Source organism: Nocardiopsis sp. NPDC055824 (assembly GCF_053616335.1).
Genome location: NZ_JBSHDN010000040.1, coordinates 1 through 26,702 on the forward strand (window position 1 = coordinate 1; position 26,702 = coordinate 26,702).

General features: G+C 73.1%; 28 protein-coding genes and 1 pseudogene. 19 read left to right on the top strand and 10 right to left on the bottom strand.

Annotated elements, in window-relative coordinates; translation table 11 throughout:
* Positions 1 to 60 precede the first annotated feature (60 nt).
* Positions 61 to 504, bottom strand: coding sequence for a nuclear transport factor 2 family protein (locus ACWGL3_RS11265; protein WP_267944728.1), 444 nt, complete (start codon positions 502 to 504; stop codon positions 61 to 63).
* A gap of 295 nt (positions 505 to 799) precedes the next feature.
* Between ACWGL3_RS11265 and ACWGL3_RS11270 the strand changes: the two genes are divergently transcribed.
* Both ACWGL3_RS11270 and ACWGL3_RS11275 read left to right on the top strand, forming a co-directional pair.
* Entirely contained in the window at positions 800 to 1,357 is a 558-nt protein-coding gene (locus ACWGL3_RS11270) for a TetR family transcriptional regulator (RefSeq protein ID WP_452461213.1), read from the top strand.
* Positions 1,358 to 1,541: 184 nt separating this feature from the next.
* Positions 1,542 to 2,096, top strand: a complete 555-nt coding sequence (locus ACWGL3_RS11275; RefSeq protein ID WP_267944726.1) for a GNAT family N-acetyltransferase — start codon at positions 1,542 to 1,544, stop codon at positions 2,094 to 2,096.
* A gap of 130 nt (positions 2,097 to 2,226) precedes the next feature.
* Here the strand turns inward: ACWGL3_RS11275 and ACWGL3_RS11280 are convergent, their stop codons facing one another.
* The 3 genes from ACWGL3_RS11280 to ACWGL3_RS11290 form a co-directional block, all read right to left on the bottom strand.
* On the bottom strand, positions 2,227 to 2,802 hold the full coding sequence (locus ACWGL3_RS11280; RefSeq protein ID WP_267944725.1) for a YciI family protein: 576 nt from the start codon (positions 2,800 to 2,802) through the stop codon (positions 2,227 to 2,229).
* A 205-nt stretch (positions 2,803 to 3,007) separates the two neighbouring features.
* Positions 3,008 to 3,469 carry an SgcJ/EcaC family oxidoreductase gene (locus ACWGL3_RS11285; protein ID WP_452461214.1) on the bottom strand — a complete coding sequence of 154 codons (462 nt, stop codon included), beginning with the start codon at positions 3,467 to 3,469 and terminating at the stop codon, positions 3,008 to 3,010.
* Positions 3,470 to 3,564: 95 nt separating this feature from the next.
* Positions 3,565 to 3,999 carry a hypothetical protein gene (locus ACWGL3_RS11290; protein ID WP_267944723.1) on the bottom strand — a complete coding sequence of 145 codons (435 nt, stop codon included), beginning with the start codon at positions 3,997 to 3,999 and terminating at the stop codon, positions 3,565 to 3,567.
* A 135-nt stretch (positions 4,000 to 4,134) separates the two neighbouring features.
* Between ACWGL3_RS11290 and ACWGL3_RS11295 the strand changes: the two genes are divergently transcribed.
* A complete protein-coding gene (locus tag ACWGL3_RS11295) occupies positions 4,135 to 4,980 on the top strand; it encodes a helix-turn-helix domain-containing protein (RefSeq protein ID WP_267944722.1) in 846 nt (281 codons plus the stop codon).
* A gap of 202 nt (positions 4,981 to 5,182) precedes the next feature.
* Here ACWGL3_RS11295 and ACWGL3_RS11300 read toward each other — a convergent pair whose 3' ends face one another.
* The 3 genes from ACWGL3_RS11300 to ACWGL3_RS11310 form a co-directional block, all read right to left on the bottom strand.
* Entirely contained in the window at positions 5,183 to 6,361 is a 1,179-nt protein-coding gene (locus tag ACWGL3_RS11300; RefSeq protein ID WP_452461215.1) for an oxygenase MpaB family protein, read from the bottom strand.
* 379 nt (positions 6,362 to 6,740) lie between these two features.
* Complete coding sequence (locus tag ACWGL3_RS11305) at positions 6,741 to 6,989, bottom strand: hypothetical protein (RefSeq protein WP_267944719.1); 249 nt, start codon at positions 6,987 to 6,989, stop codon at positions 6,741 to 6,743.
* A 436-nt stretch (positions 6,990 to 7,425) separates the two neighbouring features.
* Entirely contained in the window at positions 7,426 to 8,679 is a 1,254-nt protein-coding gene (locus ACWGL3_RS11310) for a cytochrome P450 (RefSeq protein WP_452461216.1), read from the bottom strand.
* Positions 8,680 to 9,205: 526 nt separating this feature from the next.
* Here ACWGL3_RS11310 and ACWGL3_RS11315 point away from each other — a divergent pair.
* The 11 genes from ACWGL3_RS11315 to vph all read left to right on the top strand — a co-directional run bounded on the left by ACWGL3_RS11315 (position 9,206) and on the right by vph (position 19,409).
* On the top strand, positions 9,206 to 9,940 hold the full coding sequence (locus ACWGL3_RS11315) for a DsbA family protein (RefSeq protein WP_452461217.1): 735 nt from the start codon (positions 9,206 to 9,208) through the stop codon (positions 9,938 to 9,940).
* On the top strand, positions 9,937 to 11,262 hold the full coding sequence (locus ACWGL3_RS11320) for an outer membrane protein assembly factor BamB family protein (protein WP_452461218.1): 1,326 nt from the start codon (positions 9,937 to 9,939) through the stop codon (positions 11,260 to 11,262). Before ACWGL3_RS11315 ends, ACWGL3_RS11320 begins: the two co-directional genes overlap by 4 nt.
* 47 nt (positions 11,263 to 11,309) lie before the next feature.
* Positions 11,310 to 11,678, top strand: a complete 369-nt coding sequence (locus ACWGL3_RS11325; protein WP_452461219.1) for a BlaI/MecI/CopY family transcriptional regulator — start codon at positions 11,310 to 11,312, stop codon at positions 11,676 to 11,678.
* On the top strand, positions 11,675 to 12,634 hold the full coding sequence (locus ACWGL3_RS11330; RefSeq protein WP_452461220.1) for a M56 family metallopeptidase: 960 nt from the start codon (positions 11,675 to 11,677) through the stop codon (positions 12,632 to 12,634). The genes ACWGL3_RS11325 and ACWGL3_RS11330 overlap by 4 nt, the downstream gene beginning before the upstream one ends.
* A 321-nt stretch (positions 12,635 to 12,955) precedes the next feature.
* A complete protein-coding gene (locus ACWGL3_RS11335) occupies positions 12,956 to 13,192 on the top strand; it encodes a hypothetical protein (protein WP_452461221.1) in 237 nt (78 codons plus the stop codon).
* Positions 13,189 to 14,175, top strand: coding sequence for a serine hydrolase domain-containing protein (locus tag ACWGL3_RS11340; RefSeq protein WP_452461222.1), 987 nt, complete (start codon positions 13,189 to 13,191; stop codon positions 14,173 to 14,175). Before ACWGL3_RS11335 ends, ACWGL3_RS11340 begins: the two co-directional genes overlap by 4 nt.
* Positions 14,176 to 14,379: 204 nt before the next feature.
* Complete coding sequence (locus ACWGL3_RS11345) at positions 14,380 to 15,213, top strand: DsbA family protein (RefSeq protein WP_452461223.1); 834 nt, start codon at positions 14,380 to 14,382, stop codon at positions 15,211 to 15,213.
* The gene (locus ACWGL3_RS11350; protein WP_452461224.1) at positions 15,210 to 16,157 is read left to right on the top strand and encodes a cytochrome c biogenesis CcdA family protein; all 948 of its coding nucleotides are present in this window, start codon (positions 15,210 to 15,212) and stop codon (positions 16,155 to 16,157) included. The genes ACWGL3_RS11345 and ACWGL3_RS11350 overlap by 4 nt, the downstream gene beginning before the upstream one ends.
* 356 nt (positions 16,158 to 16,513) lie before the next feature.
* Entirely contained in the window at positions 16,514 to 17,620 is a 1,107-nt protein-coding gene (locus ACWGL3_RS11355; RefSeq protein ID WP_267944709.1) for a serine/threonine-protein kinase, read from the top strand.
* A 357-nt stretch (positions 17,621 to 17,977) separates the two neighbouring features.
* On the top strand, positions 17,978 to 18,334 hold the full coding sequence (locus ACWGL3_RS11360; protein ID WP_267944708.1) for a hypothetical protein: 357 nt from the start codon (positions 17,978 to 17,980) through the stop codon (positions 18,332 to 18,334).
* 211 nt (positions 18,335 to 18,545) lie between these two features.
* Positions 18,546 to 19,409, top strand: a complete 864-nt coding sequence (gene vph, locus ACWGL3_RS11365) for a viomycin phosphotransferase (protein ID WP_267944707.1) — start codon at positions 18,546 to 18,548, stop codon at positions 19,407 to 19,409.
* A gap of 114 nt (positions 19,410 to 19,523) precedes the next feature.
* Here vph and ACWGL3_RS11370 read toward each other — a convergent pair.
* Positions 19,524 to 19,949, bottom strand: a pseudogene (locus ACWGL3_RS11370) (hypothetical protein); the annotation flags it as partial.
* 217 nt (positions 19,950 to 20,166) lie between these two features.
* Here ACWGL3_RS11370 and ACWGL3_RS11375 point away from each other — a divergent pair.
* From ACWGL3_RS11375 to ACWGL3_RS11395, 5 genes are all read left to right on the top strand, one after another.
* Positions 20,167 to 20,418, top strand: coding sequence for a metal-sensitive transcriptional regulator (locus ACWGL3_RS11375; RefSeq protein WP_267950408.1), 252 nt, complete (start codon positions 20,167 to 20,169; stop codon positions 20,416 to 20,418).
* 286 nt (positions 20,419 to 20,704) lie between these two features.
* Positions 20,705 to 21,277 carry a rhodanese-like domain-containing protein gene (locus tag ACWGL3_RS11380; RefSeq protein WP_344185111.1) on the top strand — a complete coding sequence of 191 codons (573 nt, stop codon included), beginning with the start codon at positions 20,705 to 20,707 and terminating at the stop codon, positions 21,275 to 21,277.
* Positions 21,278 to 21,502: 225 nt separating this feature from the next.
* Entirely contained in the window at positions 21,503 to 22,906 is a 1,404-nt protein-coding gene (locus ACWGL3_RS11385; protein ID WP_352986159.1) for an MBL fold metallo-hydrolase, read from the top strand.
* Between the two features lie 185 nt (positions 22,907 to 23,091).
* The gene (locus ACWGL3_RS11390) at positions 23,092 to 23,967 is read left to right on the top strand and encodes a sulfite exporter TauE/SafE family protein (protein ID WP_344184318.1); all 876 of its coding nucleotides are present in this window, start codon (positions 23,092 to 23,094) and stop codon (positions 23,965 to 23,967) included.
* A 189-nt stretch (positions 23,968 to 24,156) separates the two neighbouring features.
* Positions 24,157 to 25,158 (top strand): DUF389 domain-containing protein, encoded by a 1,002-nt coding sequence (locus ACWGL3_RS11395; protein ID WP_452461225.1) that lies wholly within the window; start codon positions 24,157 to 24,159, stop codon positions 25,156 to 25,158.
* Positions 25,159 to 25,239: 81 nt separating this feature from the next.
* On the opposite strand, the gene ACWGL3_RS11400 is transcribed toward ACWGL3_RS11395, so the two are convergent.
* Positions 25,240 to 25,761 (bottom strand): tyrosine-type recombinase/integrase, encoded by a 522-nt coding sequence (locus ACWGL3_RS11400; protein ID WP_452461226.1) that lies wholly within the window; start codon positions 25,759 to 25,761, stop codon positions 25,240 to 25,242.
* Between the two features lie 124 nt (positions 25,762 to 25,885).
* Positions 25,886 to 26,702: WD40 repeat domain-containing protein (locus ACWGL3_RS11405; RefSeq protein ID WP_452461227.1), on the bottom strand; the 817-nt coding region annotated here is incomplete at its 5' end.

Sequence of the window (26,702 nt, forward strand, 5' to 3'; positions counted from 1 at the left end):
TCCCCGAACCGCGCCCCGGGAAGGGCGTCCTACGTCAGGGGCAGGCTCCGAGGGAAGCCCTCACCGGTCGTCGGCGTCGAAGGCCTCGGCGACGGCGAGACTGTCCTCGTAGACGTGGTGCCTGGTGACCAGGCCGTCCTCGAAGGTGAGGTGCATGGCGAACCGGGCACGGTACGCGCGTCCGGTGGGCCGGGCGGTCTGGCGGATCTCCCCGAGCACGACCGCGTCGTTCCCGTCGACGAGGACGCGTTCGATCTCGGTCGCCACCTGCTCCGGCACATGGTGTTCGGCGATCTCGCGGTAGTGGGCGGCCGCGTCGGCCCGGGTGGAGCGGTGGCGGATCCAGGGCGTGGCGGCGCGGCCGTGCTCGGCCTGCGGCCAGCTCAGCTTCCAGTCGCCCCGATCGGCGTACAGTTCGGCGATGCGCTCGGGGTCGCCCTCACCGATCCTGCGCAGCAACTCCTCCACCGCTGCGTGGGTGTTCGCGGTTGCTGTTGTCGACATGGCCGGCTCCTCCGTAGGGACCGCCTCCTGCTCGGGCGGCGAAGGCCCCAATCTAGCCCGTGGCGAGGACGATCGGCCTCTCCGACGACCGGGGCCCCGGGCTGCCCCGGCCCCCTCCCGGACGGGGCGACCAGCCGGACCCCCGGTCGCGCGCGGCTGTCGGCCGGTGGCTCCAGAACCCGTACCCCGCCGTCGCGCGTGGTCGACGTCGTCGCTCCTCCCTGTTCGCCCAGGTCCGACAGGAGCGACCTCGCCGGGTGACGTCCCAGGGTGTCGTCACCGTTGGGGTCGGTCCATGGCGAGATGGAACCCGGGCACACAGGGGCGGCTCGAGCAGGCCGCACTGGAACTGTTCACAGACCACGGGTACGACAACGTGACCGTGGCGCGCATAGCCGAGCGCGCGGGCATCACCCGGCGCTCGTTCTTCCGCTACTTCCCCGACAAGCGCGAGGTCCTGTTCGGCGGCTCGGAACGGCTGTCCGCCGCCGTGGCGCAGGCCGTCCTCGCCGCAGATGCGGACGACGCCCCGGTGACCGCCGTCTTCAGCGCCTTCTCCCAGGTCGGTGCCCGCCTGGCCGACTACGTCGACCACGCGGTCGAACGCCGAGCCGTGATCGAGACGAGCCCCGACCTGCAGGAGGGCGACCGCACCAAGCTCGCGGACCTCGCCGGGGCCGTCGGCGACGCGCTGGTGCAGCGCGGCGTGGAGCCCGGCTCCGCGAGGATCGTGGCGCGGGTCGCCGCGGCCTTCTACCAGGAGGCCTTCGAGCGGTGGGTCGACGCCGGCGGAGAGGAGGAGTTCGGTTCCTGCCTCCTCGCGGCCGCCGCCTCCCTCCAGGAGGTCCGTTGACCGGGCTCCGACAGCGATGACCCGAACCGGCGCCGACGACCGTCCTGTTTCCCGGTCGCGGGGCGCAGGGTGGGCGCGGTGGCAGCTCTCCACCGCCGAACGCCGCCGTGCGTACACCGGCGGGGGAGCGGGCCCGCACGATATCCCGTCGCCCGTGAGCCCGGGCCCCTCTATCGTGGCCGCCATGGTCCACCCCCCGCTCGGGACTCTGCCGGAGACGCTGCCCACCCGGATCCCCGACGTGTCCCTGCGCGTGCTCACCCCCGCCGACGCCGCCGGCATCCGGGCTCTCCTGCAGGCCGACACCGTCCATCTGACCCGTCACGGCGACTTCACCGAACAGGTCCGGGCTTCTGTGGAGGAGATCGAGGAGGCACTGGCCCACTCCGCCGGGAAGGAACGCGCCTACGGCATACGGCTGCGCGAGAGCCTGGTGGGCCAGGTCAGCATCATCGCGGCCGCTCCGCCGCACTACGGCCTGGGCTACTGGCTCGCCCGGGCCGCCACCGGGAAGGGCCGGGCGGGCGCGGCCTGCGCCGCTCTCATCGGGAGCGCCTTCACCGTCCTGGGCGCCACCGACATGTTTGCGGGCGTCACCCGTGGCAACGATCCGAGCGCCGCCGTACTGCGCAGGCTCGGATTCGCCCCGGTCGAGGAGTTTCCGGCCTACACCCGTTTCCACCTGCCGTTGACCTCCCCCGGCCCCGGGGAGTGTTTTCCGAAGGCTTTCGGTCGATGAGCGGTCGTCCGGGCGATCACTCGCACGACGACGTGCGGTGTACAGCCCGTCCGGGCTTCACGGGCGCGGAGGCGCGGCGAGGGGAAGTTCGCCGGTGGGAGCGGGCCCGGAACAACCCGGGACGCACGAACTAGTTGCGTCCGCCGCGGCACCAGCGCTGTGCGGACAGCGCGGCCGGGGCGTCCGCGAGCCGATCCGCGAACGGCCGCACGACCTCCACCGCCTCGTCCGGCAGAGCCCGCACGACCGCGATCATCCCGGTCGTGGCGGTCCCGTCGTCGTCGACGAGGAGTGCCGTGAAGTGCAGGCTGCCGCCGGGGCCGGCATCCGACGGCAGCAGGTCGGACTCACCTCCGGAACGGGGCCTCGGGGCCCACACACCGGTGACCAGCGTGTGGGGCGCCTCCTCCCCGTCCGTGTCCGGCTTGCGGTCGGACAGGAGGACCGCGCGGAGGGCCGTGTATCCGGTGTAGAGGCCGGCCGACCAGTAGGGCTCCTCGGTCGCGAACCGCTCCGCGGCGGCGCGGTCGGGGACCTCGACCACGTGGACGCTTCCCGTGTGCTCCTCACCGTCGTCGTCCAGGGTGGGGCCCCGCAGGAGGAACCGGTCCTCGAACCGGTCCATGTAGGACCAGTGCTCCTCTGCGAGGTCGTACAGTTCGGACCCCAGCCCGGGGCGGTCCTCGGCGTGCACGTGAAACAGCATGGATGAAAGGTATCGGCACGCCCCCGGGGGCAGCGGGCCGGGGCAGGGTCGGCCGCCCGCGCTGACGACTCCGGTGTCCGGGCGCCTCGCGTTGCGGGGACGGGGCCGACCGGCCCGAAGGCGATGGGACGGCGGCCCCGCGCCACGTCAGGATTCCCTGCCGATACGGGGACACCGTCCGCGGCCACCGGGGAACGGGGCCGTCTCAGCGGGCCGGAGGCGGCTCCGGCGGGCGCATGCGGCCGTTCTGGAAGGAGGTGAACAGCCATGCTCCGCTCTCGCGGACGGCCACGCGTGTCTGGATGGACAGGTCCTCGGGCCGACCGGTGCGAGCGCCCGGCCACAGCACGCAGACACCGCTGGTGACGACCACCGCCAGGTCGGAACCGACGAAACGGATGTGCCATGCCTGCGGGTCGGTGAGACGGGTGCCCGCCATGAAGGTGTCGAACCCCTCCTGCATGCTTGCTGTGATCCCGGCCCGGGTGCGCAGGTGGGAGCCGTCGACGGCGACGAAGTCGGCGTCCTCGGTGAAGGCCGCCGCGAACGCCGCCCCGTCGCCAGCGGCCCAGGCCCGCTGCTGGGCCGCCACCAGGCCGCGCAACTCCTCCCGCGCCGCCTCCTGCACGTCGTCTCCTCGCACGGGCCGTTCCTCCTCCGTGGTCATGATCGTTCTCCTCCCGTCCACGGCCCTCCGAGGGGGCCGCCCTGTGCGCTTCCCCGACGGTGGATCCGCCGGGGCCTCCGCGGGCGTCCCACCGGTCACCGCGCCATGGCCCTCCGCAGAGCCAGGAACTCCAGTCCCGCGTAGACCGCCACGACCACCGCTCCGCTCAGCAGGAACGCCGTCCCCGGACCGGTGAGCGGGATCGGTCCCGCGAACACCAGGACCACGAGAGCCACGCAGGAGAGCGCGTTGCCCGTGACGACCAGGGCGGTGTACCGGACCGGGACGGCCGGGTAACCGGCGATCAGTCCCAGGGCGGCGGCGCCGCCGAGCATGGCGACACCGAACGGGACCGACCAGGCGAGCGGGAGTCCCAGCACCTCGACGAACGGCCGACCGGCGGCCAGCAGGACCACACCGAAGACCGCGGTGCTCCAGCCGTCGATCCGCAGGACGGTGCGCAGCTGTTCCGCCGCCCTGCCGCCGATCGCCGTGCGCGCGGCAGAACCCGCCACGATCGATGCGTTCATACCGGCTCCTTCTCCTTCGTGCGGCCCGTACGGGCCGCGTGGGGAGAAAGACTCCCACCGTCCGCTCAGCGCCTCAATAACCTCCGAGGTCATGGCGGCGGCTCCCCCGCAGACCGAGGACCTATGCTTCCGGGCATGGAAACGCGAGAGCCGTCGACCGCGGGCCCCCTGCTGCGGGACTGGCGCCGACGCCGCAAGCTCAGCCAGCTCGACCTGTCCCTGCTGGCCGACACCTCCGCGCGGCACCTGTCGTACATGGAGACCGGGCGGGCCCGCCCGAGCCGGGAGATGCTGCTGCGGCTGTCGGCCGCGCTGGACATCCCCCTGCGCGAGCGCAACACCCTGCTGCTGGCCGGAGGGTACGCCCCCGCCTACCGGGAGAGCAGCCCCGACGACGCGTACATGGCCTCGGTCAGTTCGGCCCTGGAGACCGTCCTGGCGACGCACGAGCCGTACCCGGCCGTCGTCGTGGACCGGCTGTGGAACGTGGTGCGGGGCAACTCCGCCATGTCCGTCCTCATGGAGGGCGTTCCCGCGCACCTGTCGGAGCCCCGGCCGAACGTGTTCCGACTGGCGTTGCACCCCGAGGGCCTCGCCGCGCGCCTGGTCAACCTGGGCGAGGTGCGCGAGCTGTTCCTCGACCGGTTGCTGCACCAGGTCAACACCACCGCCGACGCCGACCTGCGGGCCCTCTACGAGGAGGTGTCGTGCTATCCCGCCGCCGAGGAGCCCGCCGACGCCGGCACCGGTCCGGCGGACGGGCCGAACCCCATCCGGGTGCCGCTGCGCCTGCGCACCCCCTTCGGAGAACTGGCGCTGTTCAGCACCATGGCCACCTTCGGCGCACCGGCCGACGTGACGCTGTCGGAGCTGGCGATCGAGCTGTTCTACCCCTTGGACGGCTTCACCGCCGACACACTGCGCGCCCTGGCGCCGGCGTCCTCGAAGAACTCCGCCGCTCCCGCGAACGTGTTCCCCTAGCCCGACGACACGTCGTGACGGGGCACCGGCAACGCACCGCCGCCGGGGGCGCTCCGGGAACCCGCGCCTGAGCCGCGGCGCCGGGCCCGCCGCCCGCGGGGACGTCCTCGAGCCCCCACCACAGGGTCGCCTGATCCGCCGGGCGGGAGCGCGGCGACGTTCGAGGGGACGCCGTCGACGCCCCCGGCCGCGGCGCCACGGCTCAGGAGGGCGAGACGTGGTCCTGGTAGGCGGTGCTGTCGGTGAGGGTGGCGGCGAGGCCGCGGATCGCGGAGATGCCGACCTCCTCGGCCTGCCGCAACGCTCCGGGGACCTGTAGCTGGTAGCTGCGCGCCTTGGCCTCGCCCGCCGCGATCAACGGCAGCACCGCCGTGAGGGGTGACTCCGGGATGCCCATGGCTGTGGCCTTCTCGCCGTGGAAACGGTGGGCGAGTGCGTGCATCAGGTCGCGCCAGCCCGCCCTGTCCATCGGCGACTGCGGGGCGGAGGCGAGATTGGCGCCGGCGGCGTCGAACAGAGCCCCGACGAGTTGCCTGCTGTTCTCGTCCGGTGCGGCGGAGGTCGAGTCGAGCAGGTCCAGCAGCTCGCCGGCCTGCTCGTGGTCCTCGATGCCGAGGAAGAACTCCTCGTCGAGGCCCAGCAGGCGGCCCACGTACCACCAGTAGCGGTAGAGGAGGGACTGTTCCTCCTCGGTGAGCCGGTAGCCGATGCCCTCCAGGAGCTTGAACGGCACGACGGTGAAGTCGAGCCATGTGCGTGCGACGTCGGCCTGGTTGATCGGCACCCCCCACCGCTCGGAGTCCCAGCCGTGCTTGGTGGCCGTGGCGCGGACGCGTGCGTGCAGCAGCCGGACCTGCACGGTCTGCACGAGGCCGGAGGCGCCGTGGAGCAGGCCGCCGGGCAGGATCGCCGAGGCGTTCCACAGTCCGGTCTCGGCGAGCCGGCGCGGCGCCGTCGAGGTCAGCCGGCCGGTGCCCACGAGCAGTCGCGCGATCGAGGGGGAGCTGTAGGTGTGGGTCAGCGATCCGACGGAGAAGGCGAGGCTCCTCCAGTGGAACGGCACGGCGAGCGAGGGCCGGTCGCCCTGCTCCAGGAGTTCTTGTGAGACCCATGCGGGCACGGTCTCTGCGTGGGCGAGCAGGGCGTCGACCGCCGGCGGGGCGTCCGGCACGCTCGCACGGCCCTCGGCGAGGCCGCGCTGGAGGGCGGCGCGGGCGGAACGGCCGTGTTCGTCGAACTCGGCGATGACGGCGTCGGCGAGCGGGTCGCCCACCTGCAGCATGGGCACCAGGAAGTCGACACGGTCGCCGTGGCGGGTCCGGGCGGCGGCGAGGTCGACGAGCCGCTCGGGCACGGACTGGGTGTGGTTCACATCGGTCATGAGGTCGTTTCTATCCTTCCGTGCCCGGAGGCAGCCACGGCCTGCCGATCCCCCCTTCCCCGGCGGAGGCGGGTTCCCCCGGGGCGGACCGGCCTCCTCGTGCGGGGGAGCGGCCCCGCCGCCCCATCCTGGGGGCGAGACTGGTAGGAGTCGTTGATCGAGTGATCTGTGTTCTCCGTGGCTTCCGCCACCGTGATCACTGTGTGTGGTCGCTGGGTGCGTAGCGGTTCCAGGTTCCTCCAGCCTGGGCAACGACCCGGGTGGTGGTCTTGGCGTGGGACCCCAGCGCCTGGGCGATGACCGGTGCGGGGGGCCTGGAGCACGAGTTGGCGCAGCGCGGATGTGCGCACCGCTGTTCCGGGGATACCGATGTCGCGGATCAGTTCGGTGAGGCTGTTGGGGTGCATGGGGCGCCCCGACCGATGAGCCGGGAGCGGCGGTCGGCCGCCTGTTCTCCCGAGGCCCGCACCAGTCCCCGGACCGTCAGGCGCTCCAACGCCTCGTTCAGGGTGACCGCGTCGCGTCTGAGCCTGTTCTGGGCCAGTCGGCGCACGGAGACGATCACCCCGTAGCCGTGCTGCCGTCCCTCGGGCAGGGCGAGCAACACGAGGTAACTCTGCTCACTCAACCGCATACCCCTGCTCCGTTTCCGGTGCACTCGGTCCGTCCCTGCTTGGTCCCAGGCCTTCCTGGATGCTGCGAGGCCCCGCGCGACAGGGGCCCTCACCGCTCTCCCCGGGTCGGGTGCAACGGTTCGGTCGGTCGGCCGGGAAGGGGTGGTCGGTGTAGCCCCAGCGCCGCCGTAGATGACCTTCGGTCGCAGTTCGTTGAGCGGTGTCTCCTGGACCAGGCGGTGGGGCGGGTCGGGGTTGGCGATGAAGGGCTTGCCGAACGCGATCGCGCCGGCCCAGCCGGCCTCCAGCACTTACTGAGCCGGCAGCAGTCACCCAGCAGAGCACCACGAACTCCATCAAGGCAGTCACCAGGGATCCAGGACCCAGACCTGAATGACCTCCACACACCGAGGTGTCCGACCTGTCAAACCGAGGCACCACTCAGTGGATTCACCATCTGACCGGGAGAGTGGTGAGTCCGCGGGTGATGTACCCCTGCGTCCACGCCAGATCCTCCAGGGGCACGGCCAGCTCCAGGTCTGGGAAGTGCTTGGTGAGCGCGTACAGCGCCTCCTGCAGCTCCAGCCGCGCCAAAGACGCGCCCAGGCAATGATGAATGCCGTGGCCCAGACCCAGATGCGGGTTGGGGTTGCGCTCCAGGTCGAGGTGATCGGGCGAGGGGAACACCGCGGGGTCGCGGTTGGCCGCGGCCATCGACACCAGCACGGGCTCCCCCGCACGGACCCGGCCGCCGCTCAGGTCCACGTCTTCGCGGGCATAGAGCACGGAATCGGCGTGGGTGGTGAGCGGGATGAAACGCAACAGCTCCTCGACCGCACACGGCACCAGCCCCGGGTCCGCGTGCAGTCGCCGCCAGGCGCCGGGGGTGTTCAGCAATGTGTACACGAAGTTGGAGATCTGGGAGACGGTGGTCTCGTGGCCGGCGACGAGCAACGCCGATGCCAGATTGACCAGGGCCCACTCGCTGACGCAAGGGTCGGCGTCGGCGGCGGCGACGATGCCGGAGAGCAGATCCTCACGCGGCTCGGCGCGCCGCTGCGCGATGAGACCGCCCAGGTAGGTGCGCAGTTCCTTCATCGCCGCCTGTACGTAGGCGGGGGGGAACGCGCTGACCGCCATGAATGCCCGCCCCCACCGGTGGAACAGCCGGTGGTCTTCGGGCGGGACACCGAGCGCGTCGCAGATCACGGCCACCGGCAAGGGGAATCCCAGATGCTCCACGACATCGGCCGGTGGTCCGGAGTCGGCCATGGCCAAGGTGAACCCTTCGGCGATCTCGCGGATGCGGGGCCGCGACTCCTCCACCCTTCGCGCGGTCAGCGAGCGGGGGACGAGCTCGCGAAGGCGGGTGTGGTCCGGGGGGTCGGTCAAGAGCAGAGCGGTGGGTGGCAGGCGGGACTCGGCCTCCACCCGCGGCATCGCCTCGCCCCGCTCACACGCCATGGCCCGGCTGAAGCGGGGGTCGGCCAGCACGGCGCGCGCGTCGTCGTGGCGGGTGAGCAGCCAGGCATCCTCGCCGTAGGGCATGCGGACGCTCTGGAGGGGTTGGGTGGCGCGCACGCGTGCGTAGGCGGCGTCGAGGCCGAGTTCGATGGCGGGGCCGAACGGGTAGTCCACGGCGGTAGGGCGAGCGGTCTGCTGGCCGGTCATGGTTCCTCCGGGAATCGGTTCAGAGGAGGTCACCGGGGCTCATGTCCTCGTGCGCGGTCGGGGAAACGGGGCAGGCTTCTGTCTCTGACCCCGGGGAGGAAATAAGGCGCGAAATCGCGCGGATCCGCCGCGTTTCGTTGCCTCCAGTCGGCAGGATCGGAGCGGACCGCAATCACCCCGGCGGCGCGCTGTCCACTCGGGTCGCGACGACCTCGCCTCCGAGCCGGTCGACGGGGTGCTGGTCGCGGAGCTGAAGGGCACGCCGACCTCAACACCACCCGCCGCCACACCCTGCCCACGGAGGTGGACAAGACCCGGGCGTTGGCGGTGCTCACCACCGGCCGGTGGGCTTGGGAAGGTCCTCCGCCGCGGCCTGTAGCAATACTCCTCGATCCCCAACCTCTCTCTATCCTGCATAGAATGGCTTCTATCTTCCATAGAAGAGTGTGGTGCGGGAGGGGCCCGCCCCCGCGGCGTGCCGCGGTCCGGCACCCTCCGCACCACCCAGGACGAGAACCACGAGACCCCGCGCCAGCGCGCGACACCGGAGGTGCCCTCCATGCCGGAACGGACCGGACGCCCGATCGCACCGGCCCTGGTGCTCACCGGAGCGGCCTGCGTGGCCCTGGCCCTCGTCCTCCTGTTCGTGAGGGCCGAGCTGCTCCGGACCCCCTCGGCAGGGGCGGGCGGGGAACCGGCGGCCACCGTCAACGAGGACATGAGGGAGGCGGGAGAGGAGCTCGCCCGCAGACAGGCCGGCGACCCTCGCGCCATGGGAGCGGTGGACGCACCGGTCGTCATGGTCGCCTACTCCGACTACCTGTGCCCCTACTGCGGCGAATGGGTGCGCCGGGTCCAGCCCGAGCTCGCCGACACCTACGTCGCGCAGGGCCTGCTGCGCATCGAGTGGCGGGAGTTCCCCTACCTGGGCGACGACTCCCGCCTCCTGGCCCTGGGCGCCGCGGCCGCCGCCGAGCAGGACGCCTTCTGGGAGTACCACGCCCTCGTCTACGAGGCCCCGCGGGAGTTCACCGGGGACGACGCGGCCCTGCGCACACGGCTGGAGGGAGTCGCGCAGGAACTGGACCTGGACACGGAGCGTTTCGCGCGGGACCTGGAGAGTGCCCAAGCGGAGAAGGCGGTCGAGGAGGACTTCGCCGAGGGGCAGACGATGGGGATCAGCGGAACACCCGCCTTCCTGGTCAACGGCGACCCCGTCCTGGGGGCCCAGCCGCTGGAGTCCTTCACCGGAGCCGTCGACCTCGCCCTGCGCGACGCGGGACGCCGGCCGTGAGCCCCGTCGTGGACGGCCCCCGCCGCCCGCGCCGCCCCTCCCACGCAACCCCGCCCCGCTGGGGGACGGCGGTCCGCCGACCGTCCGCCGCCGCGGCCCTCTGCCTGCTCCTGGCCCTCGCGGCCTGCGGCAGACCCGAACTCGCGGCCCCCGCCGACGCCCTGCCCCTGGACGGGGACCAGGCCCCGGCCGCGGCGGTGGAGCCGCACCTGCTCCCCGGCGTCCTCGACGGAGCGGCCGGGCGGGCCACGCCCTACTCCTCCGACCCCCGCGGCACCGACACCGGGTTCGTCGGACCCGTGACGCCGGAGGGAGGCGGCGAACTCCACTTCGTGGGCACGGACGCCGACGGGCGCACCCGCTGGACCACCGAACGCAACCCGAGCTGTACAGGGTTCACCCTCACCCGCACGCACGGCGGCGACGACCTGGTCGTGCTGCTCGACAGCGACGCGGCCCCCGACCGCGGACTCCTGGCCGCCCGGACCACCGCGGCCGCCCTGGACCCCTCCACCGGACGCAGGGTGTGGGGCCCCACGGAGGTGCCCGGCACCTGGGTGGGACCGGGGCTGGTCTTCGCGCAGGTCGCCCACACCGTCATGAGCGCCGACACCGGCCCCGCCGTCGCCCTGTCCGCGGACACCGGGGAGGTCGTCGCGGACGAGAGCCGGGGCGGGGCGGTCCTGCACGAGTACCAGGGCACCGTGGTCCTCCACCGCGACGGCGCGCTGCGCGCGGTCGACGCCCGCTCCGGGGACGAACTCTGGCACCACGCCGACCTGCCCGTCCCCGACACCCTGGAAGGGGAACCGGGGAAGACCTCCCTCACCTACGGCCCCCGCCCCGCCAGCGGCTCCGCTCCGTGGGCGGTCATCACCTGGGAACGGGGGGAGGCCGCGGCGTTCACCGTCCACGACCTGAGGGACGGCCGCGCCCTGGCGGAGCCCCTCGCGGGGGCTCCGCCCGTGTCGGTGGGCGACGAGCACGGGCGCGCTGCCGTCGCCGGGACCTCCGCCCGCTCCGGCCAACCCGTCATCGCGGGGTGGGACCGGGCCTCCGGGAGCCGGGCGTGGACGGTGGGGGCGGACCCGGGGGAGCGGCCCGTCGGCATCGTCTCCGGGTACCTGTACACCGCGCTCGACGGGGAGAACCGCGTCCGCTCCATGGCCGACGGCGCCCTCCTGGGACGCGGCGACTGGCGGATCCCGGTGGCCGGGACGGCGGGCGGCACGGCCGTGGCGGCGGTCCCCGGCGACGGCGGCGCCGACTCCTACACCGTGTTCCCCCCGCACGGCGCCGACCGCGAACGGGGAGGCGCGTGATCACTATGCTGAGGGAGAATTCGACGTCGATGCGGGGTACGGGTGCGATGATCGCTGGGCTGGGACCACTGGAGGCCGCGGTCATGGAGGTGCTCTGGCGGGCGCCCGAGCCCCTGCCCGTGCGCGGTGTCCTGGAGGGGCTCACCGACCACGAGATCGCCTACACCACCACCTCCACCGTCCTGGAGAACCTGCGGCGCAAGGAGTGGGTCGACCGCGAGCGGATCGGCCGACTGTGGTTCTACCGCCCCCTGCGCGACCGTTCGACGCACGCGGCCGAGGTGATGCACGAGGCGCTGACCGGCAGCCGCGACTCCGAGGCGACACTGCTGCGCTTCGTCGACACCATGCAGCCCGAGGACGTGCGCGCCCTGCGCGCCCTGCTCTCCGAGGTGCCGGGCGAGGAGGAACCGTGATCTGGTCCTTCGCCGCCCTGTGCGCCGTGGCCGCGCTCGGGGTCAGGGGCCCCGGCCTCCTGCGCCGCACCGCCCGCTCCTGCGACCCGGGCCCGCGCACCATGCTGGCGCTGTGGACCGCGGCCACCGCGGCCTGGGTGCTCTCCTGCGCGACCCTGCTCGCGGTGCTCGCCGCCGACCTCCTGGGCCCCTCGGTCAAGGGCGTCCTGGCGGCGTGCGTCAGCCTCCTGCAGGCCCTGGAGCGCAATCACGCCGGGTGGGGGATCGCAGCCGGGGCGGCACTGGCGCTGGCCGCCCTCCTGCGCCTGCTGTGGACCGCCGCCCGCCAGGGGCGGGCCGGCCTGTCCTGGAGGCGCACCCACCACGACGGCCTCCTGGCCACGGCGCAGCGCCGACGCCTGCACGGCCAGCCCGTGTGGCTGCTGGAGACCGCCGAGCCCGGCGCCTACTGCGTCCCCGGCAGCCGGGGCGGCGTCGTCATCACCCGGGGCGCCCTCGGCGCGCTCACCGACCCCCAGGCCCGCGCCGTCCTGGCCCACGAGCGGGCGCACCTGCGCGGCCGGCACCACCTCGTCGTCGCCTGGGCCCGGCTGCTCGATCGCGCCTTCCCCGGCGTCCCCCTGTTCCGCGCCGCGGCGCGCGAGGTCCCCGTCCTGGTGGAGTGGGCCGCCGACGACCACGCCGTGCGCGCCGTCGGGATGCGCCCCCTGGTCCACGCACTGGGCTCCCTCGCCGGGGCCGCGCCGGCCGGGGCGCCGCAGACCCTGTCCATCGGCGGAGCGTGCCCGGTCGAACGCGTGCGCCGCCAGGTCCGGCCGCCCGAGCGGTGCCGGCCCTGGAGGGCGTGGGCCCGCACCTGGGCCACCGCCGCGCTCGTGGCGCTGCCCCTGGTGTTCACGGTCGCGTCGGCGCTCGCCGCGGTGCTGATCCCGCACTGCCAGTGCGCCGCCGGCTGATCCCTTTGCGTGCCCGCACGGTCGTGAGATCAGTGCGCCAGTAGGCAGTCATCAGCGGGACACGGTCTTCGAAGGTGAGCTTCCACGGCCTCCCCTTGAACGGAGGATCGGCGCCCTCGCGCCGCAATTGCCGGACGAGCTTGGTGGACTGCCGGACCGGTAGCCCGCTGAACAGCTCGTTCATCGTCTTGTCCGCTGCTGTGATCACGCCCGTCGCCCAGTCATGTTCACACGCGCCTCGACAGCGTCCGGGAGGCGTTCTTCGGCCAGTGGAGTCAATTTTGGTTGACGAACCGGGTGGCGGTCAACTACGGTTGACTTATGGATATGGAACAGTTGACCGAGCTCGCGGCATCGACGGCCGACCACGACCCGTTGCTGGGATTGCGCGCCCTGGCGCGGCTCCGCGCCGAGACGGAACGCAGCGAAGCGGTGCCGGTGCGCCGCGCTCGCGACAACGGCGCCACATGGCTGCGAACCGCCGCCGGCCTGGGTGTTCCGAAACAGGCATTCCACAAGAGGTACGCCGGTCGGGGCCTGTTCGGCGGTCGGTCATGACCGCCGGGACACACGGCGACCAGCAGCTCGTCACCAGGCTCGGCGCACTGCTGGGCCCGCGCCACCCGGTCGCCGCGGCGGCCGTGGTCACGCCTGAGGGCATGCGCGTGGCGAGCCGCGGAACCGGCTTCGACGCCGACTTCGAAATCGGCTCGATCGCGAAGGCGGTCACCGGGCTGCTCTACGCCGACGCCCTCGCCCGAGGCGAGATCACCCCCGACACGAGCCTCGGCGAACTGTTGCCCCTGGGCGACGCCCCCGCCGCACGAGTGACACTGCGATCGCTCAGCACACACCGTTCCGGCCTGCCCCGGCTACCGGGATCCGCACGACCGTGGCGGCGCACCTTCGCCCTGTGGCGACACGGAACCAACCCCTACGGCGAGGACCTCGAACAGCTCCTCGACCAGGCCCGGCGCACTCCGCTGGGCACGCCACGGTCCCGCTACTCCAACCTCGGGTTCGAACTTCTCGGACACGCCCTCGCCCGCGCCGCCACGACCACCTATCCGGAGCTCGTCCGACAGTGCATCGCCACCCCGCTGGAACTCGACCGCTTCTACGTCCCGGGGACGGCCGACGAGCTTCGCCCCGGGGCGCTCGACGGCAGAAGCCTCCGTGGACGACCGCGACAACCCTGGACCGGGGAGGGAATCGGACCGGCAGGCGGCATCCGGGCCTCCATCACCGGCATGGCCCGCTTCACGGCGGCGGTACTCGACGGCAGCGCCCCGGGCACCGCCGCACTCGATCCGATCGCCCCGTTCGGCGTCGGCGCCCGCATCGGCGCCGCATGGATCACGATCCAGGCGGAGGGTCGACCGATCACCTGGCACAACGGCGGCACCGGCGGCTTCCGGTCCTGGCTCGGACTCGACCGCAGCACCGGCACCGGCGTCGCCGTCCTCTCGGCCACCGCCGCATCGGTCGACCGTCCCGGGTTCACGCTCCTGGCCGAGCACAGCCGCACCAACGGCCGATAACACGATCAGGCACGTCCGCTCGCCGACAACAGGCACTGACGGGGCCGTCCTCGGCCGCCCGCCACCGGTCCCCGGGGGCCTCCGCCGTCCCGTCGGGCGGAGGCGCGGGCCGGGGCGGCACACCCCCGACTCGTGTTTCTATCCACCTTAGCGGCTCTACTATGTTGGATAGAAACAACTGCCGGGTGAGGAAAGAGGCCGACGATGTCCGATGCCCCGAAGCGGGGAGCGCAGCCCGCGGGCCGCTCCTCCGGAGACGGAACCGCTGCCCGCGGCGGCGCCTCCTGGAAGGTGCCGCTGGCGGCGGGCGCGGCCCTGCTCCTGGTCACCGCCGCGGTCGCCGTGGTGCGGTTCTCCGAGGACCCCGCGGAGGAGACGGGCGCGGCACAGGAGGCGGGCGCGTCGGGCGCCCCGTCCGGGGCCGCCGCCGACGGGCCCGGGGACGCGGCTCCGGACACGGCCTCCGCCGGGGCCGACGCGCCCATGGCCCGTCGACAGGCCGACGACCCCACGGCCCTGGGCGACGTCGACGCGCCGGTCGTCATGGTGGTCTACTCCGACTACCACTGCCCCTACTGCGGCCGCTGGGTACAGGAGACCCAGCCCGAGCTGGCGCACTACGTCGAGTCCGGCGACCTGCGCATCGAGTGGCGGGACTTCCCCGTCATCACCGACACCTCCGAGGACGTCGCCCGGGCCTCCCGCGCCGCCGCCGAGCAGGGCGCCTTCTGGGAGTTCCACGAGGCCTACTACGCCGCGACCGAGGAGTCGGGCGAGAGCGATACCGAGGAGACCCTCGCCGGGGTCGTCGACGAACTGGGACTGGACGCCGGGCGGTTCGACGAGGACCGCGCCGCGGACGCCGCGGCCGCGCAGGTCGAACGCGACTTCTCCGAGGGTCTCTCGATCGGTGTCACCTCGACCCCGGCCTTCCTGATCAACGGCCAGGCCGTCATGGGCGCCCAGCCCCTGGAGGTGTTCGAGGCGGTCATCGACAGCTCCCTGGAGGCCGCCGGGACCGGGGGTGGGCGGCAGTGACCGACATCGGTTTCGCCGCCGCCCTGGCCGGCGGTGTGCTCGCCCTGCTCAGCCCCTGCAGCGCGCTCCTGCTCCCCTCCTTCTTCGGCTACGCCTTCCGCGACCCGCGCCGCCTCCTCGTGCGCACGACGGTGTTCTACCTCGGGCTGTGCACCACCCTCGTCCCCCTGGGGGCGGGATCCGCGCTGGTCAGCCGCCTGGTCTACGGAGAGCGGGAACTCCTGATCGCCGTCGCCGGATGGCTCGTCATCGCCTTCGGCCTCGCCCAGATCGCGGGCTTCGGCTTCTCCTCCGGCCTGGCACAGCGCATCCAGGGGCGCCTGGCCGGCAGGACCAGCGGGGTGTCGGTCTTCGCCCTGGGAGCGGTGTACGGGTTCGCGGGCTTCTGCTCCGGCCCCATCCTGGGCGCGGTGCTGACCGTCGCCGCCACCAGCGGAACCGTGCGCGGCGCCCTGCTCCTGGCGGTCTACGCCCTGGGCATGGCCGCGCCGCTGTTCCTGCTGGCGCTGCTGTGGGACCGCTACGACCTCGGATCCCGCCGCTGGCTGCGGGGCCGCACCCTCCGTCTGGGCCCGGTGGAACTGCACACCACCGCCCTGCTGTCGGGCCTGCTGTTCATCGGGGTCGGGGTCCTGTTCCTCACCTCGCAGGGGACGGCGACCCTCTTCGGCGGAACGGGCCGCCTCACCGAGGCGGCGCACGGCGTCCAGGAGTGGGTCTTCGGGGTCGGCGGATCGGGGGCCGACACCGTTCTGCTGGCGGCGGTGGGCCTCCTGCTCCTGGCGGTCGGGCTCCGCGGCTGGTACCGCCAGCGCGGGGAGGCCGCGGGGCCGGAGCCGACACGGCCCTCCGAGGCGCCGGGGCAGGAGTCGGACCGGGGCGGGGAGGCCCCCGTCCCCCGTGGTCCTGAAAGTCCTTCGGGCCCGGCGGGATCCTCGTGTTGACGGCCGCGGGGACGGGTTCTGTCACCAGTCTCGCGGTTGGCTCACGAAGGGGCGCGCAGACCTGTGCTCTTGAGCCACGTGCGCACTTCGAGGAGCCGTGAAGTGTCCCTGCTTCTGCTCCGACCGAGTCATGGAACGTGACGCACCACAGGATCGGTGCCAGACATCCCAGGGACGTCAGCGCTCCTCCTGCGCTGTCGGTGAGTGCTCGGGGGAGAAGGCTGAACCACACGGCCGGGTCGACGGTGAACTCGCCCTTGGCGGGTCGGCGGCCAGTTCTTCGGCGCCCGCTCTCCAAACGGTGACGACCGTCCGCGAACGGCCTGGCGCCCCCTGGGTCCGGCTACCGTCGCCCTATGCCGAATTTCACCATTTTCCCTTGGCCCTCCTGGGTGATCGTGGTCGTCTTCGTGCTCGCCGCCGTCGGAGTGATGGTCTTCAACAGGCGGCGATTGCGTCACAAGACTCCTCCGCTTCCCAGGGACGCCGTGTCGAAGACCAGGCCTTTGGAGATGGACCCAGACCTCGAGCGGATCGGCCCCTACAGGCTTTCAGGTCGCCTGGGCGCCGGCGGCATGGGCCGGGTGTACCTGGGCCGTTCCCCCGGCGGACGCGACGTCGCGATCAAGGTCGTCCACCCCGAGCTCGCCGAAGACCCCGAGTTCCGCCGCCGCTTCGCCGCCGAGGTCGAGGCCGCCCGCAGGGTCGGCGGGTTCCACACCGCCCAGGTTGTGGACGCCGACCCCGACGGGAACCCGCCCTGGCTGGCCACCGCCTATATCCCCGGGCCCACCCTGTACGCGGCGGTCCGCGAGCACGGCCCGCTCCCGGCGGACTCGGTCGCCGCCCTGGGCGCGGGCCTGGCCGAGGGACTCGTCGCGGTGCACGCATGCCGGATCGTTCACCGCGACCTCAAGCCCGGCAACGTCCTCCTGGCCGCCGACGGGCCCCGCCTGATCGACTTCGGCATCGCCCGCGCCCTGGACGCCACCTCCTACACCCGAACCCACGCCGTGCTGGGCACCGCCGCCTTCATGTCCCCCGAACAGGTCACCGGGGCCTCGGTGGGACCCGCCTCCGACGTGTTCTCCCTCGGGTGCGTGCTGGCATTCGCCGCCACCGGCCGCAGCCCGTTCGGCGAGGGCCCCGCCCACGCGATCACCCACCGTATTATCCACTCCGAACCCGACCTGAGCGGACTGACCGGGCCGCTGAAGGACCTGGTCTCCGCCTGCCTGGCCAAGGACCCCGTTGACCGCCCCACCCCCGACAGCGTCCTGGCCGCATGCGGTACGCGGCCCCCGACGGGCCTGGAGTCGCCTGCGGAGGTGTGCGCGATGTTGAGCGGGGTGGAGGCGGCCGTGCGCCAGGGGCGGATGCCACAGGACGGCCTGGACCACGTGCTCCGTCGGGCCGTCGCACTGGTCGAGGCGATCGAGGAGGCCGGTGGCGGGGAGAGCTGAGCACCCGGGGCTCGTGTACGGACGATCAGCGGCTGATCCGGAAACCGACCACTGACGTCTCCACGCTCACGAGCACTGTCGTGTTCGGGGCCTGGCACCGGTCTCGCGGTCGGCTCAGAAGGGGCGCGAAGGCCTGGGCCCTGGAGCCACGTGCGCGCTTCGGAGAGCCGTGAGGTGCTCCTGCTTCTGCTCCGACCGGCCCATGGAACGTGACGCACCGCAAGATCGGTGCCAGAAACCGAAGCTGTCGGTGCCGTCGCCGGTTCCGGCCGCTCCCGGTGACGGTCGACCGGATGCGGTACCTGCGGCCGGGGCAGACTTCGGGCCATGACCGCGATCACGCGAGGGAGCGGAAGTATGACCAGAGTCAACGAGATGAGTGAACGCGAGTACTTCGCCGGTGTGGGCAAGCGGCCGGGGATGTTCGTCGGCCGCGCCACCTTCCACGCAATGACCGCGTTCCTGACCGGGTACGACCAGAGCTCGGCCCGTCACGGGGCACCCGGGCTGGAGGGGTGGCACGAGTGGCTGGTCGCCCACGGGGGACGGGACTGCACCCACGGCTGGCCCGGCCAGGTCCTGCACATCGCCCTGCCCGAGGGCTGGGACAACCCCTGGGAACTGCCGCCCGAGCACGAGGCCCGCGCGATCGAGGTCCTCTTCCGCCTCCTCGACGAGTTCCTCGCGGACCGCGAGGGCGGCGCCGAGGGGTGACCGGCCCGGCGTGCGCTCGCAGGCGGGGACGGACCGACCGCCCCCACCGCGACAACGATCCAGAACACCAACATCTCGCCCCGACGTCCTGGCCGCCCGACGCCGGGAACGGGACCCCGTGTCCGCGGCGAGAGGCGCCTTCGCCGGCGCGGCCCGACAGCACTTCGCGCACATCGCCCCCGACCCATCGAAGGATCCAGAGGCCATTCCCATGAGCATCCGGACGACGCATCGCGCTCTGCTGAGCCGTCTGCTGCCCCACGACGAACCGGACGGCCTCGCAGTGCGCCAGGGGCAGTTCCACACCGTGGTCATCGGCTCGGACCGCGTCGTGTGCCTGCCCCGCAGCCGGGCGGCGGCCGCCCGGCTGCCCGAGCGGGCGGCCGCACTGCAGGCACTCGCCGGCCTCGACCTCGGCTTCCGCATACCCGAGCCGCTGCTCAGGGGCGGCGCCCACGGCACCGACGAGGAGCCGTTCCTGGTGCTCGGCCGCATCCCCGGGGAACCGCTGGAGACCGACTCGCTCGACGACGCCCGAGTGGCCGGCGCCGTGGCGGCGCAGTACGCCGCGCTGCTGTCCGGGCTGGCCCGTGCCGGTGCCGACGAGACGGTACGAGCGGTTCTGTCCCAGGAACCGGAAGACCGGTGGCGGCGGTTCGCTGAGGACGTACGCGCAGAGCTGTTCCCGCTCATGTCCGACAGTGGGCGCCTGCGGGCCGAACGGGAACTCGCCGTGCTCGACGGCCTTCCCCACGTCGACCGGGCCGTGGTGCACGGTGACCTCGGCGCCGAGAACGTCCTGTGGGAGTGGGAGCACGGTCTGCCGCACCTCTCCGGAGTACTCGACTGGGACGGTGTCGCACTCGGCGACCCGGCCGAGGACCTCGCGGCTATCGGCGCCGGCCACGGCCGCGGCCTCCTGGAGCGGGTGCTCGCCCTGGGCGGTCGGCCGGACGACGGGCTCGCCACCCGCATCACCGCGATCCGCGGCACGTTCGCCCTGCAGCAAGCCCTCTACGCCCTCCGCGACGGCGACGGGGAAGAACTGGCCGACGGCCTGGCCGGCTACCGCTGAGGCGCACCGGCGCATCCGCCGCATGGTGCCCCTCATGTCGACGGCAGCCCGGCGGAAGCAGGCGGTCGCCGCCCCGTACCCCGGCGGGCGCCGGCGCCTCAGCCCCGGGGCGGGGGGGAGAGGGCAGGAGCCGGCGGTGCGCAGCCGGGCCCGCAGGGCCACGGCGAGGAGGGCGAGCCCGGCCACGGCGAGCACCGGTTGTAGCGGCGCGAACCACGCCAGGGCGCCCGAGGCGCCCAGCGCCAGCAGGACGAGCTTGTTGCACACCGGGCAGCCGATGGCCAGCCAGGTCAGGACGACACCGCCCAGGCCGCCACGTGTGTTCCCCTCCCGCTCCCCGCCCCTGCCGACGTAGGTCGCGGCGAGCAGGCCGGACAGCACCGCGCCGGCGCCCCAGACGGGGTAGGACCACCAGGTGGGCTCGATCTCCCTCGTGAAGAAACCGTTGGGCACCAGTACGGTGGGCACCCCCAGGAGCACCAGTGCGCCCAGGGTGGCGGCCGCGGCGACCGCCCAGTGCCGGTAGGTCCACGCAAGCATCCGCGTCCTCGCCTCTCCCGGGGCCGCTCCGGGGGAGGCGGGCCGCCGATCTATTTTCTATCTTGCATAGAAGATAAGTCATCGCTGGGCGGGACGGTCCGCGGGGTGCCGGGGACGAGGGCGTCCGGTGGGGGTGTGACCCGTCCAACGGTCGGAACGGATACACCCGGGGGTATGCTGGCGGCCATAAGGCGAAAGGATGCAGATGAAGCCTGAAATGGTCGGCGACGCCCTCACGAGGCTCAAGCGCGCCCAGGGGCAGCTCTCCGGTGTGATCTCGATGATCGAGGAGGGCGAGGACTGCGCGGCGGTCCTCCAGCAGCTGGCGGCCGTCTCCCGGGCCCTGGACCGGGCCGGGTTCAAGATCGTCGCCAGCGGCATGCGGCACTGCAACACTGCCCGTGACCGCGGCGAGGAGCCCGAGCTCACCGAGGAGGAGCTGGAGAAGCTCTTCCTCGCCCTGGCCTAGGACTTCGCGGGGTCCCTCCGCGCGCCCGCGCGCCGTCCGCGCCGGGGGCCGGACCCTCCCGCTCCGACAGGGGCGGGTCTGTGCAGTTCGGATACTCCCCCCGGTATGATCGGGCGGCCGAACCGTACGGCACGGGCTCCTTCCTTTCGCCGCGCCCGAGGGGCCGGTCCGCTCTCCCGATACTCCCCGGGGTATGGAGGGGTGGGCGGTCGCCCACACAGCGCCCACACGGCGCCCACGAACCACCGACGGCCCGCCCGGGCCGTCCGAGAACCCACGGAGACACATGAGCGGCAACAGCATCGACGTCCACGCCGTGCGCAGCCTGGTCGAGACCGACCCCGACACCCTGCTGGTGGACGTGCGCACCGCGGCCGAGTACGAGAGCTCCCACATCCCCGGAGCGGTCAACCTGCCCCTGCAGCGGGTGGACGACCACCTGGAGCGCATCGCCGCCGACGCCGGGCGCGGCCTCGTCCTGGTCTGCCAGTCCGGGGCCAGGGCCCGCCGGTGCCAGGACAGGCTGGCGGAGGCGGGCCTGCGGGACACAGTGGTGATGAGCGGCGGCATGAACGCCTGGGAGGCCCAAGGAGCCCCCGTCGTGCGGGGACGGGAGCGGTGGGCTCTGGAGCGCCAGGTCCGCCTGGTCGCCGGGGGCCTCGTGCTCACCTCCGTGCTCGCCTCCCTCCTGTGGCCGCCCGCGGTGGCGCTCGCCGGTCTCATCGGCGCCGGACTGGCCTTCGCCGCGGTCACCGACACCTGCATGATGGGCACGGCCCTGGCCCGCCTGCCCTACAACCGGCCCCGCGGCCACGTCGACATCGAGGACTCCCTCGAACGGATCGCCGCCCGCCGGTGACCCCCGCGGGCCGGGCGCCGCCGCCGGCCCCGCCGGACGCGGCCCCGGCCACCGCGCGGGCCCCGCCCCGGTCGCGGCCCGGGAGCGGCGCCGACCGCCGGGCCCACACGGCACCGACACGAACCCGGGGCCGGGACCGGCCCGCAGCCATCGCCGCACCCGCTCCTCCACATACTCCCCGGAGTATCCGCAGGAGCGGCGGACAACCACCGACAAGGAGAAGACATGCTGCTGGAACGCGTCTACGACGACGACCTCGCCCAGGCGAGCTACCTCATCGGCTGCCAGGCCCGGGGAGAGGCCCTCGTGGTCGACCCCCGCCGCGACATCGGCGAGTACCTCGACCTGGCACGCAGGCACGGCATGCGGATCGTGGCCGTGACCGAGACCCACATCCACGCCGACTACCTCTCCGGCACACGCGAACTCGCCGCGGCGACGGGCGCCACCGCCTACGTCTCCGGCGAGGGCGGCGAGGACTGGCAGTACGGCTTCGACGCCGAACGGCTCATGGACGGCGACACCGTCACCGTCGGCAACATCACCGTGCGGGCCCGGCACACCCCCGGGCACACCCCCGAACACCTGTCCTTCCTGATCACCGACGGGGCCTTCAGCGACCAGCCGGGCTACCTGCTCTCCGGCGACTTCGTCTTCGCCGGAGACATCGGCCGCCCCGACCTGCTCGACGAGGCCGCCGGGGGAGAGGACACACGCTTCGAGGGCGCGCGCCACCTGTTCGCCAGCCTGCGCGACACCTTCCTGACCCTGCCCGACCACGTCCAGGTCCTCCCCGGGCACGGGGCCGGCAGCGCGTGCGGCAAGGCCCTCGGGGCGCTCCCGGCCACCACGGTCGGATACGAGCGCCTCAACGCCTGGTGGGGCCCCTACCTGCGCGACGACGACGAGAAGGGCTTCGTCGACGAACTCCTCGACGGACAGCCCGACGCCCACGCCTACTTCGCCAGGATGAAGCGCCAGAACAGGGAGGGGCCCGAGATCCTGGGTCCCCTGCCCCCGCTCCCCGAACTCGCGAACGCCGCGATCGGCAGCGCCCTGGAGGAGGACCGGATCGTGTTCGTCGACACCCGGCCCCACACCGAGGTGCACCGCGGCACCGTGGCCGGGGCGCTGAACGTCCCCGGCCCGGCCAAGGCCGCGAGTTTCGGCGCCTGGGCCCACGACCCGGAGTCCGAGACCCGCCCCCTGGTGCTCCTCGCCCCCGACGGCGACACCGCCGGAAAGGTGCGCGACCACCTGCTGCGAGTCGGCATCGACCGCGTGACCGGCTACACCACCGGGCTCGAGGGCCTACCGACGACCGTTCCGGCCGTCATCGCCCCCGCGCAGCTGGAGGACTACGGGGCCGCACTCGTCCTGGACGTGCGCAACAGGACCGAACACGCCGCGGGGCACATCCCCGGCTCCGCCCAGCTCAGCGCGGGCCGGATCCTGTGGCACCTCGACGAGCTGCCCGACGACGGCCCCGTCGTGACCTACTGCCAGGCGGGCGCGCGCAACTCCGTCGCGGCCAGTGCCCTGCGCCGCGCAGGCTACGACGTCGTCGAACTCGACGGCAGCTACACGGGCTGGACCGCCTGGAAGCAGGGACGGGACACCCGGCCCTGAGCGGCCGCCGACCCGGCACGACGACAGGGGCGGGGCCCGCCGGCACCCGGCGACGGCCCCGCCCCGGTACCCGCCCGGACGGGGCGGCGCACCGGACCGACCCAACCCCCCGCCCCCGGCCCGACCAGGGGCGCACCGCCCACGCGGCCGCGCCCGCAGAACCACGCCACGGAGAGTGACGAAGCATGGAGTTCCCACTGATCCTCGTCGTGGGCCCCGCCCTGGTGGTGGGGCTCGCGCTCGGACTGCTCGGAGGCGGCGGCTCCATCCTGATGGTCCCGCTGCTGACCTACGTCGCGGGCATGGACCCCAAGGGCGCCGTGGCCGCCTCCCTGTTCGTCGTCGGCGTGACGTCGCTGGTCGGCGCGGCCACCCACGCGCGCAGGGGCAACGTCCGGTGGCGCACCGGCCTGGTCTTCGGGGCGGCCGGCATGGCGGGCGCATTCGTCGGCGGCCTCGTGGGCGGACACGTCCCCGGGACCCTGCTGATGACCGCCTTCGCCCTCATGATGGTCGCCACCGCGGCGGCCATGCTCCTCGGCAGGGGGAAGACCCCCGCCGGGGACGGCGAGCGGCGGCGCGACGGTCTGCCCCTGAGGCGGATCGTCCTCGACGGCCTGGCCGTGGGCGCCGTCACCGGCCTGGTCGGCGCGGGCGGCGGCTTCCTCGTGGTGCCCGCCCTGGCACTGCTCGGCGGCCTCGCGATGCCCGCCGCCGTGGGGACCTCGCTGCTCGTGATCGCCATGAAGTCCTTCGCCGGACTCGCCGGGTACCTGACGACGGTGAGCCCGGACTGGACGCTGGTCGCCGTGGTCACCGTCGCCGCCGTCTCGGGATCGCTCCTCGGCGCGCCACTGGCCTCCCGGGTGCCCGAGGGCGCGCTGCGCAAGGGGTTCGGCGTCTTCGTCCTGGCCGTGGGCGTCCTCGTCCTCGCCCAGGAGCTCCCCGCGCCGCTCGGCCCCGCCGTGGCGGTCGGCACCGCTGTGTTCGCACTCCTGGCCGTCCTCTGCCGTGTCGCGGGGGAGCACTGCCCCCTGCCGCTGCTGCGGGCACGGGCCTGAGGTGGAAGGCGGGCGCCGGAGCACTCCGCGCTGCCCGGACCCGGGCCCCGACCTGGCGCCCCGCAAGCACCGCACCTTGAGAGCGCCCCGGAACCCGGCGAGGACGGCGCCCGGACACGGCGGAGGTTCCCTCCGCCTCCACGCCGTGCCTCCGGCCCCCACGAGGTCTCCCTGGCGATACTCGACACCATGCTCAGCGCCATCCTCGAACGCGTCCTCCCCGCCTCCCAGCTGCGTCCCCCGCAGGACCTGGTCCGGGACCTCGACGTGTCGGCGGGGGACAGCCGGGCCAAGGCGTCGGCGTTCTGGACCATGCTGACGCTGTCGGCGGTGGTCGCGGCGGGGGGAGTGATGACCGACTCCACGGCCACGGTGATCGGCGCGATGATCATCGCCCCCCTGTCCACCCCGATCATGGGCATCGCCCTGGGAGCCGTCCGCCAGCGCCGCACGGGCGCCGTCCGCACGGTCATCCTCGGCTGCGCGCTGGTGATCGGCATCGGCGTGCTGTTCTCCGCGGTGGTGCCCGGGGGCTACGACCTCGTGCGCAACAGCCAGGTCGCGGGCCGGACCTCGCCCGGCCTCATGGACCTCGTCTCCGCCCTGGCCACCGGCGCCGCAGGCGCGGTGGGCCTGTCCCGGCGCGACGTCGCAGCCGTCCTGCCCGGTGTGGCCATCGCCATCTCGCTCGTCCCCCCGCTGGTGGTGGCGGGAGTGTGCCTGGGACAGGGCGCGCTGTGGCTGACGGCGGGGGCGCTCGTCCTCTTCCTGTCCAACCTGCTCGCGCTGGTCTGCGCGGGCATGGTGGTCTTCGCGGCCTCGGGCCACGGTACGCCCGCGGAGCACCGGGACAGGCGTTCGGTGCGCAGGACTCGCCTCGGCCTGGCCCTGCTGTTCACCGTCGTGTTCGTCCCCCTGCTCGCCAACACCGCGGCCACCGTCCTGCTGGCGGTGTGGACCAACCGGGTCGAGGAGGCGGCCGACCGGTGGATCGCCGAACAGCCGGACTCGTCGGTGACACACGTGTACACGGCTTCGAGGACGATGCACGTCGAGGTCCGGGTCCGGGACACCCCGCCGCCGGTGGACGAATTCCGCACGGACCTCCGGGGCCGGGTCCCCGACCAGTTCGTCCTGGTCGTGGAGACGACCCGCGGCGAACGGGTCGCCGCCGGGCCGGTCGGCGGCTGAGCCACGCCGCGGCGGGCGCGCACCGGGGCCGGGGCCGTGCGCGCCCCTGCCCGGGGGCGAACCAAAGGGGCAACAGTCTGTTCATCGGTCGGTGGTGAGCGTCTCCAGCGCCCGGGTCTTGTCGGCGTTGGTGGGCAGGGTGTAGCGGCGGGTGGTGTTCAGATCGGCGTGGCCCATCAGCTCGGCGACCAGGACCACGTTGACCGGTGCGGAGGCCACCTCGCCGCGGCCGCGCACGAGGTCGGTGCCGAAGGCGTGGCGCAGCACGTGCGGCCCGAAGGCTTCGCCGTCGTCGGCGGGGCCGATCCCCACCGCGGCCCCCAGGGCGCGCACGGCGGTGTTCGCGGCCCGAATGGACAGGCCGGCGCCATCGCGATTGCGGATCAGCGGCCTGGCGGCGGGTCGGCCGAGCCCGTCGAGCAGCTCCTCCAGGGTGGTGCGCACCTGGGCGTGCAGCGGAACGGTGCGGTCCTTGCCGTCTGGCCGGTCCTTGCCCCGCACCCGCACGCTCCCCTTCCTCACCGAGAGCCGCACGTCGGCCACCTCCAACGCGACGATCTCCGCCACTCGCAGGCCCGCGTAGTAGGCCAGGTGGCAGATCACCCGGTCCCGGGCGAAGCGTCGCGGGCCACGGTACGCAGGAACCGCAAGAGCGCGCGCTGGTCCAGGGCGCGGGGGGCGGAGGGGCGGGTCAGATGAGCTCTCAGCAAGAGATCGTGGCAGTGTGTCATGTCGAACACACTGGTGCGTTCGGCACACCTTGCAGATACAGCGACTGCTCATCGTCAGTGAGTTCTCGGCGGAGTGCTGTGCAGATATGTTCCTCGGCAGCGTCCACGTCAAGATGCGAAGCTTCCCACACCCGCACTGTCCCGTCCTGGCCCGCGCTGGCCAACCTGTGCCCGTCCGGGTCGAACACCACCGCGGTCACCTCTCCGTCGTGGCCGGTGAGGATACGGAGCTGCTGTCCGGACTCGGCTTCCCACACCCGCACTGTCCCGTCCTGGCCCGCGCTGGCCAACCTGCGCCCGTCCGGACTGAACACCACCGACGACACCCCGTCGTCGTGGCCGGTGAGGATACGGAGCTGCTGTCCGGACTCGGCTTCCCACACCCGCACTGTCCCGTCCTGGCCCGCGCTGGCCAACCTGTGCCCGTCCGGACTGAACACCACCGACGACACCCCGTCGTCGTGACCGGTGAGGACGTGGGGGTCCTCTTGCGAATCCAGGTCCCACACCTGCACTGTCCGGTCGTCGCTCGCGCTGGCCAACCTGTGCCCGTCCGGACTGAACACCACCGATGACACCCCGTCGTTGTGGCCGGTGAGGATACGGAGCTGCTGTCCGGACTCGGCTTCCCACACCCGCACTGTCCGGTCGTCGCTCGCGCTGGCTAACCTGTGCCCGTCCGGACTGAACACCACCGACGACACCCCGTCGTTGTGGCCGGTGAGGACGTGGGGGTCCTCTTGCGAATCCAGGTCCCACACCTGCACTGTCCGGTCGTCGCTCGCGCTGGCCAACCTGTGCCCGTCCGGACTC

Coding starts and splice junctions, on each gene's coding strand:
- ACWGL3_RS11275 (WP_267944726.1), top strand. CDS start 1,542: ATGGTCCACCCCCCGCTCGGGACTCTGCCGGAGACGCTGCCCACCCGG.
- ACWGL3_RS11300 (WP_452461215.1), bottom strand. CDS start 6,361: ATGACCGATGTGAACCACACCCAGTCCGTGCCCGAGCGGCTCGTCGAC.
- ACWGL3_RS11285 (WP_452461214.1), bottom strand. CDS start 3,469: ATGACCACGGAGGAGGAACGGCCCGTGCGAGGAGACGACGTGCAGGAG.
- ACWGL3_RS11375 (WP_267950408.1), top strand. CDS start 20,167: ATGGTCGGCGACGCCCTCACGAGGCTCAAGCGCGCCCAGGGGCAGCTC.
- ACWGL3_RS11390 (WP_344184318.1), top strand. CDS start 23,092: ATGGAGTTCCCACTGATCCTCGTCGTGGGCCCCGCCCTGGTGGTGGGG.
- ACWGL3_RS11380 (WP_344185111.1), top strand. CDS start 20,705: ATGAGCGGCAACAGCATCGACGTCCACGCCGTGCGCAGCCTGGTCGAG.
- ACWGL3_RS11325 (WP_452461219.1), top strand. CDS start 11,310: ATGATCGCTGGGCTGGGACCACTGGAGGCCGCGGTCATGGAGGTGCTC.
- ACWGL3_RS11265 (WP_267944728.1), bottom strand. CDS start 504: ATGTCGACAACAGCAACCGCGAACACCCACGCAGCGGTGGAGGAGTTG.
- ACWGL3_RS11295 (WP_267944722.1), top strand. CDS start 4,135: ATGGAAACGCGAGAGCCGTCGACCGCGGGCCCCCTGCTGCGGGACTGG.
- ACWGL3_RS11345 (WP_452461223.1), top strand. CDS start 14,380: ATGTCCGATGCCCCGAAGCGGGGAGCGCAGCCCGCGGGCCGCTCCTCC.
- ACWGL3_RS11355 (WP_267944709.1), top strand. CDS start 16,514: ATGCCGAATTTCACCATTTTCCCTTGGCCCTCCTGGGTGATCGTGGTC.
- ACWGL3_RS11385 (WP_352986159.1), top strand. CDS start 21,503: ATGCTGCTGGAACGCGTCTACGACGACGACCTCGCCCAGGCGAGCTAC.
- ACWGL3_RS11335 (WP_452461221.1), top strand. CDS start 12,956: ATGGATATGGAACAGTTGACCGAGCTCGCGGCATCGACGGCCGACCAC.
- ACWGL3_RS11315 (WP_452461217.1), top strand. CDS start 9,206: ATGCCGGAACGGACCGGACGCCCGATCGCACCGGCCCTGGTGCTCACC.
- ACWGL3_RS11360 (WP_267944708.1), top strand. CDS start 17,978: ATGACCAGAGTCAACGAGATGAGTGAACGCGAGTACTTCGCCGGTGTG.
- ACWGL3_RS11280 (WP_267944725.1), bottom strand. CDS start 2,802: ATGCTGTTTCACGTGCACGCCGAGGACCGCCCCGGGCTGGGGTCCGAA.
- ACWGL3_RS11395 (WP_452461225.1), top strand. CDS start 24,157: ATGCTCAGCGCCATCCTCGAACGCGTCCTCCCCGCCTCCCAGCTGCGT.
- ACWGL3_RS11270 (WP_452461213.1), top strand. CDS start 800: ATGGCGAGATGGAACCCGGGCACACAGGGGCGGCTCGAGCAGGCCGCA.
- ACWGL3_RS11340 (WP_452461222.1), top strand. CDS start 13,189: ATGACCGCCGGGACACACGGCGACCAGCAGCTCGTCACCAGGCTCGGC.
- vph (WP_267944707.1), top strand. CDS start 18,546: ATGAGCATCCGGACGACGCATCGCGCTCTGCTGAGCCGTCTGCTGCCC.
- ACWGL3_RS11290 (WP_267944723.1), bottom strand. CDS start 3,999: ATGAACGCATCGATCGTGGCGGGTTCTGCCGCGCGCACGGCGATCGGC.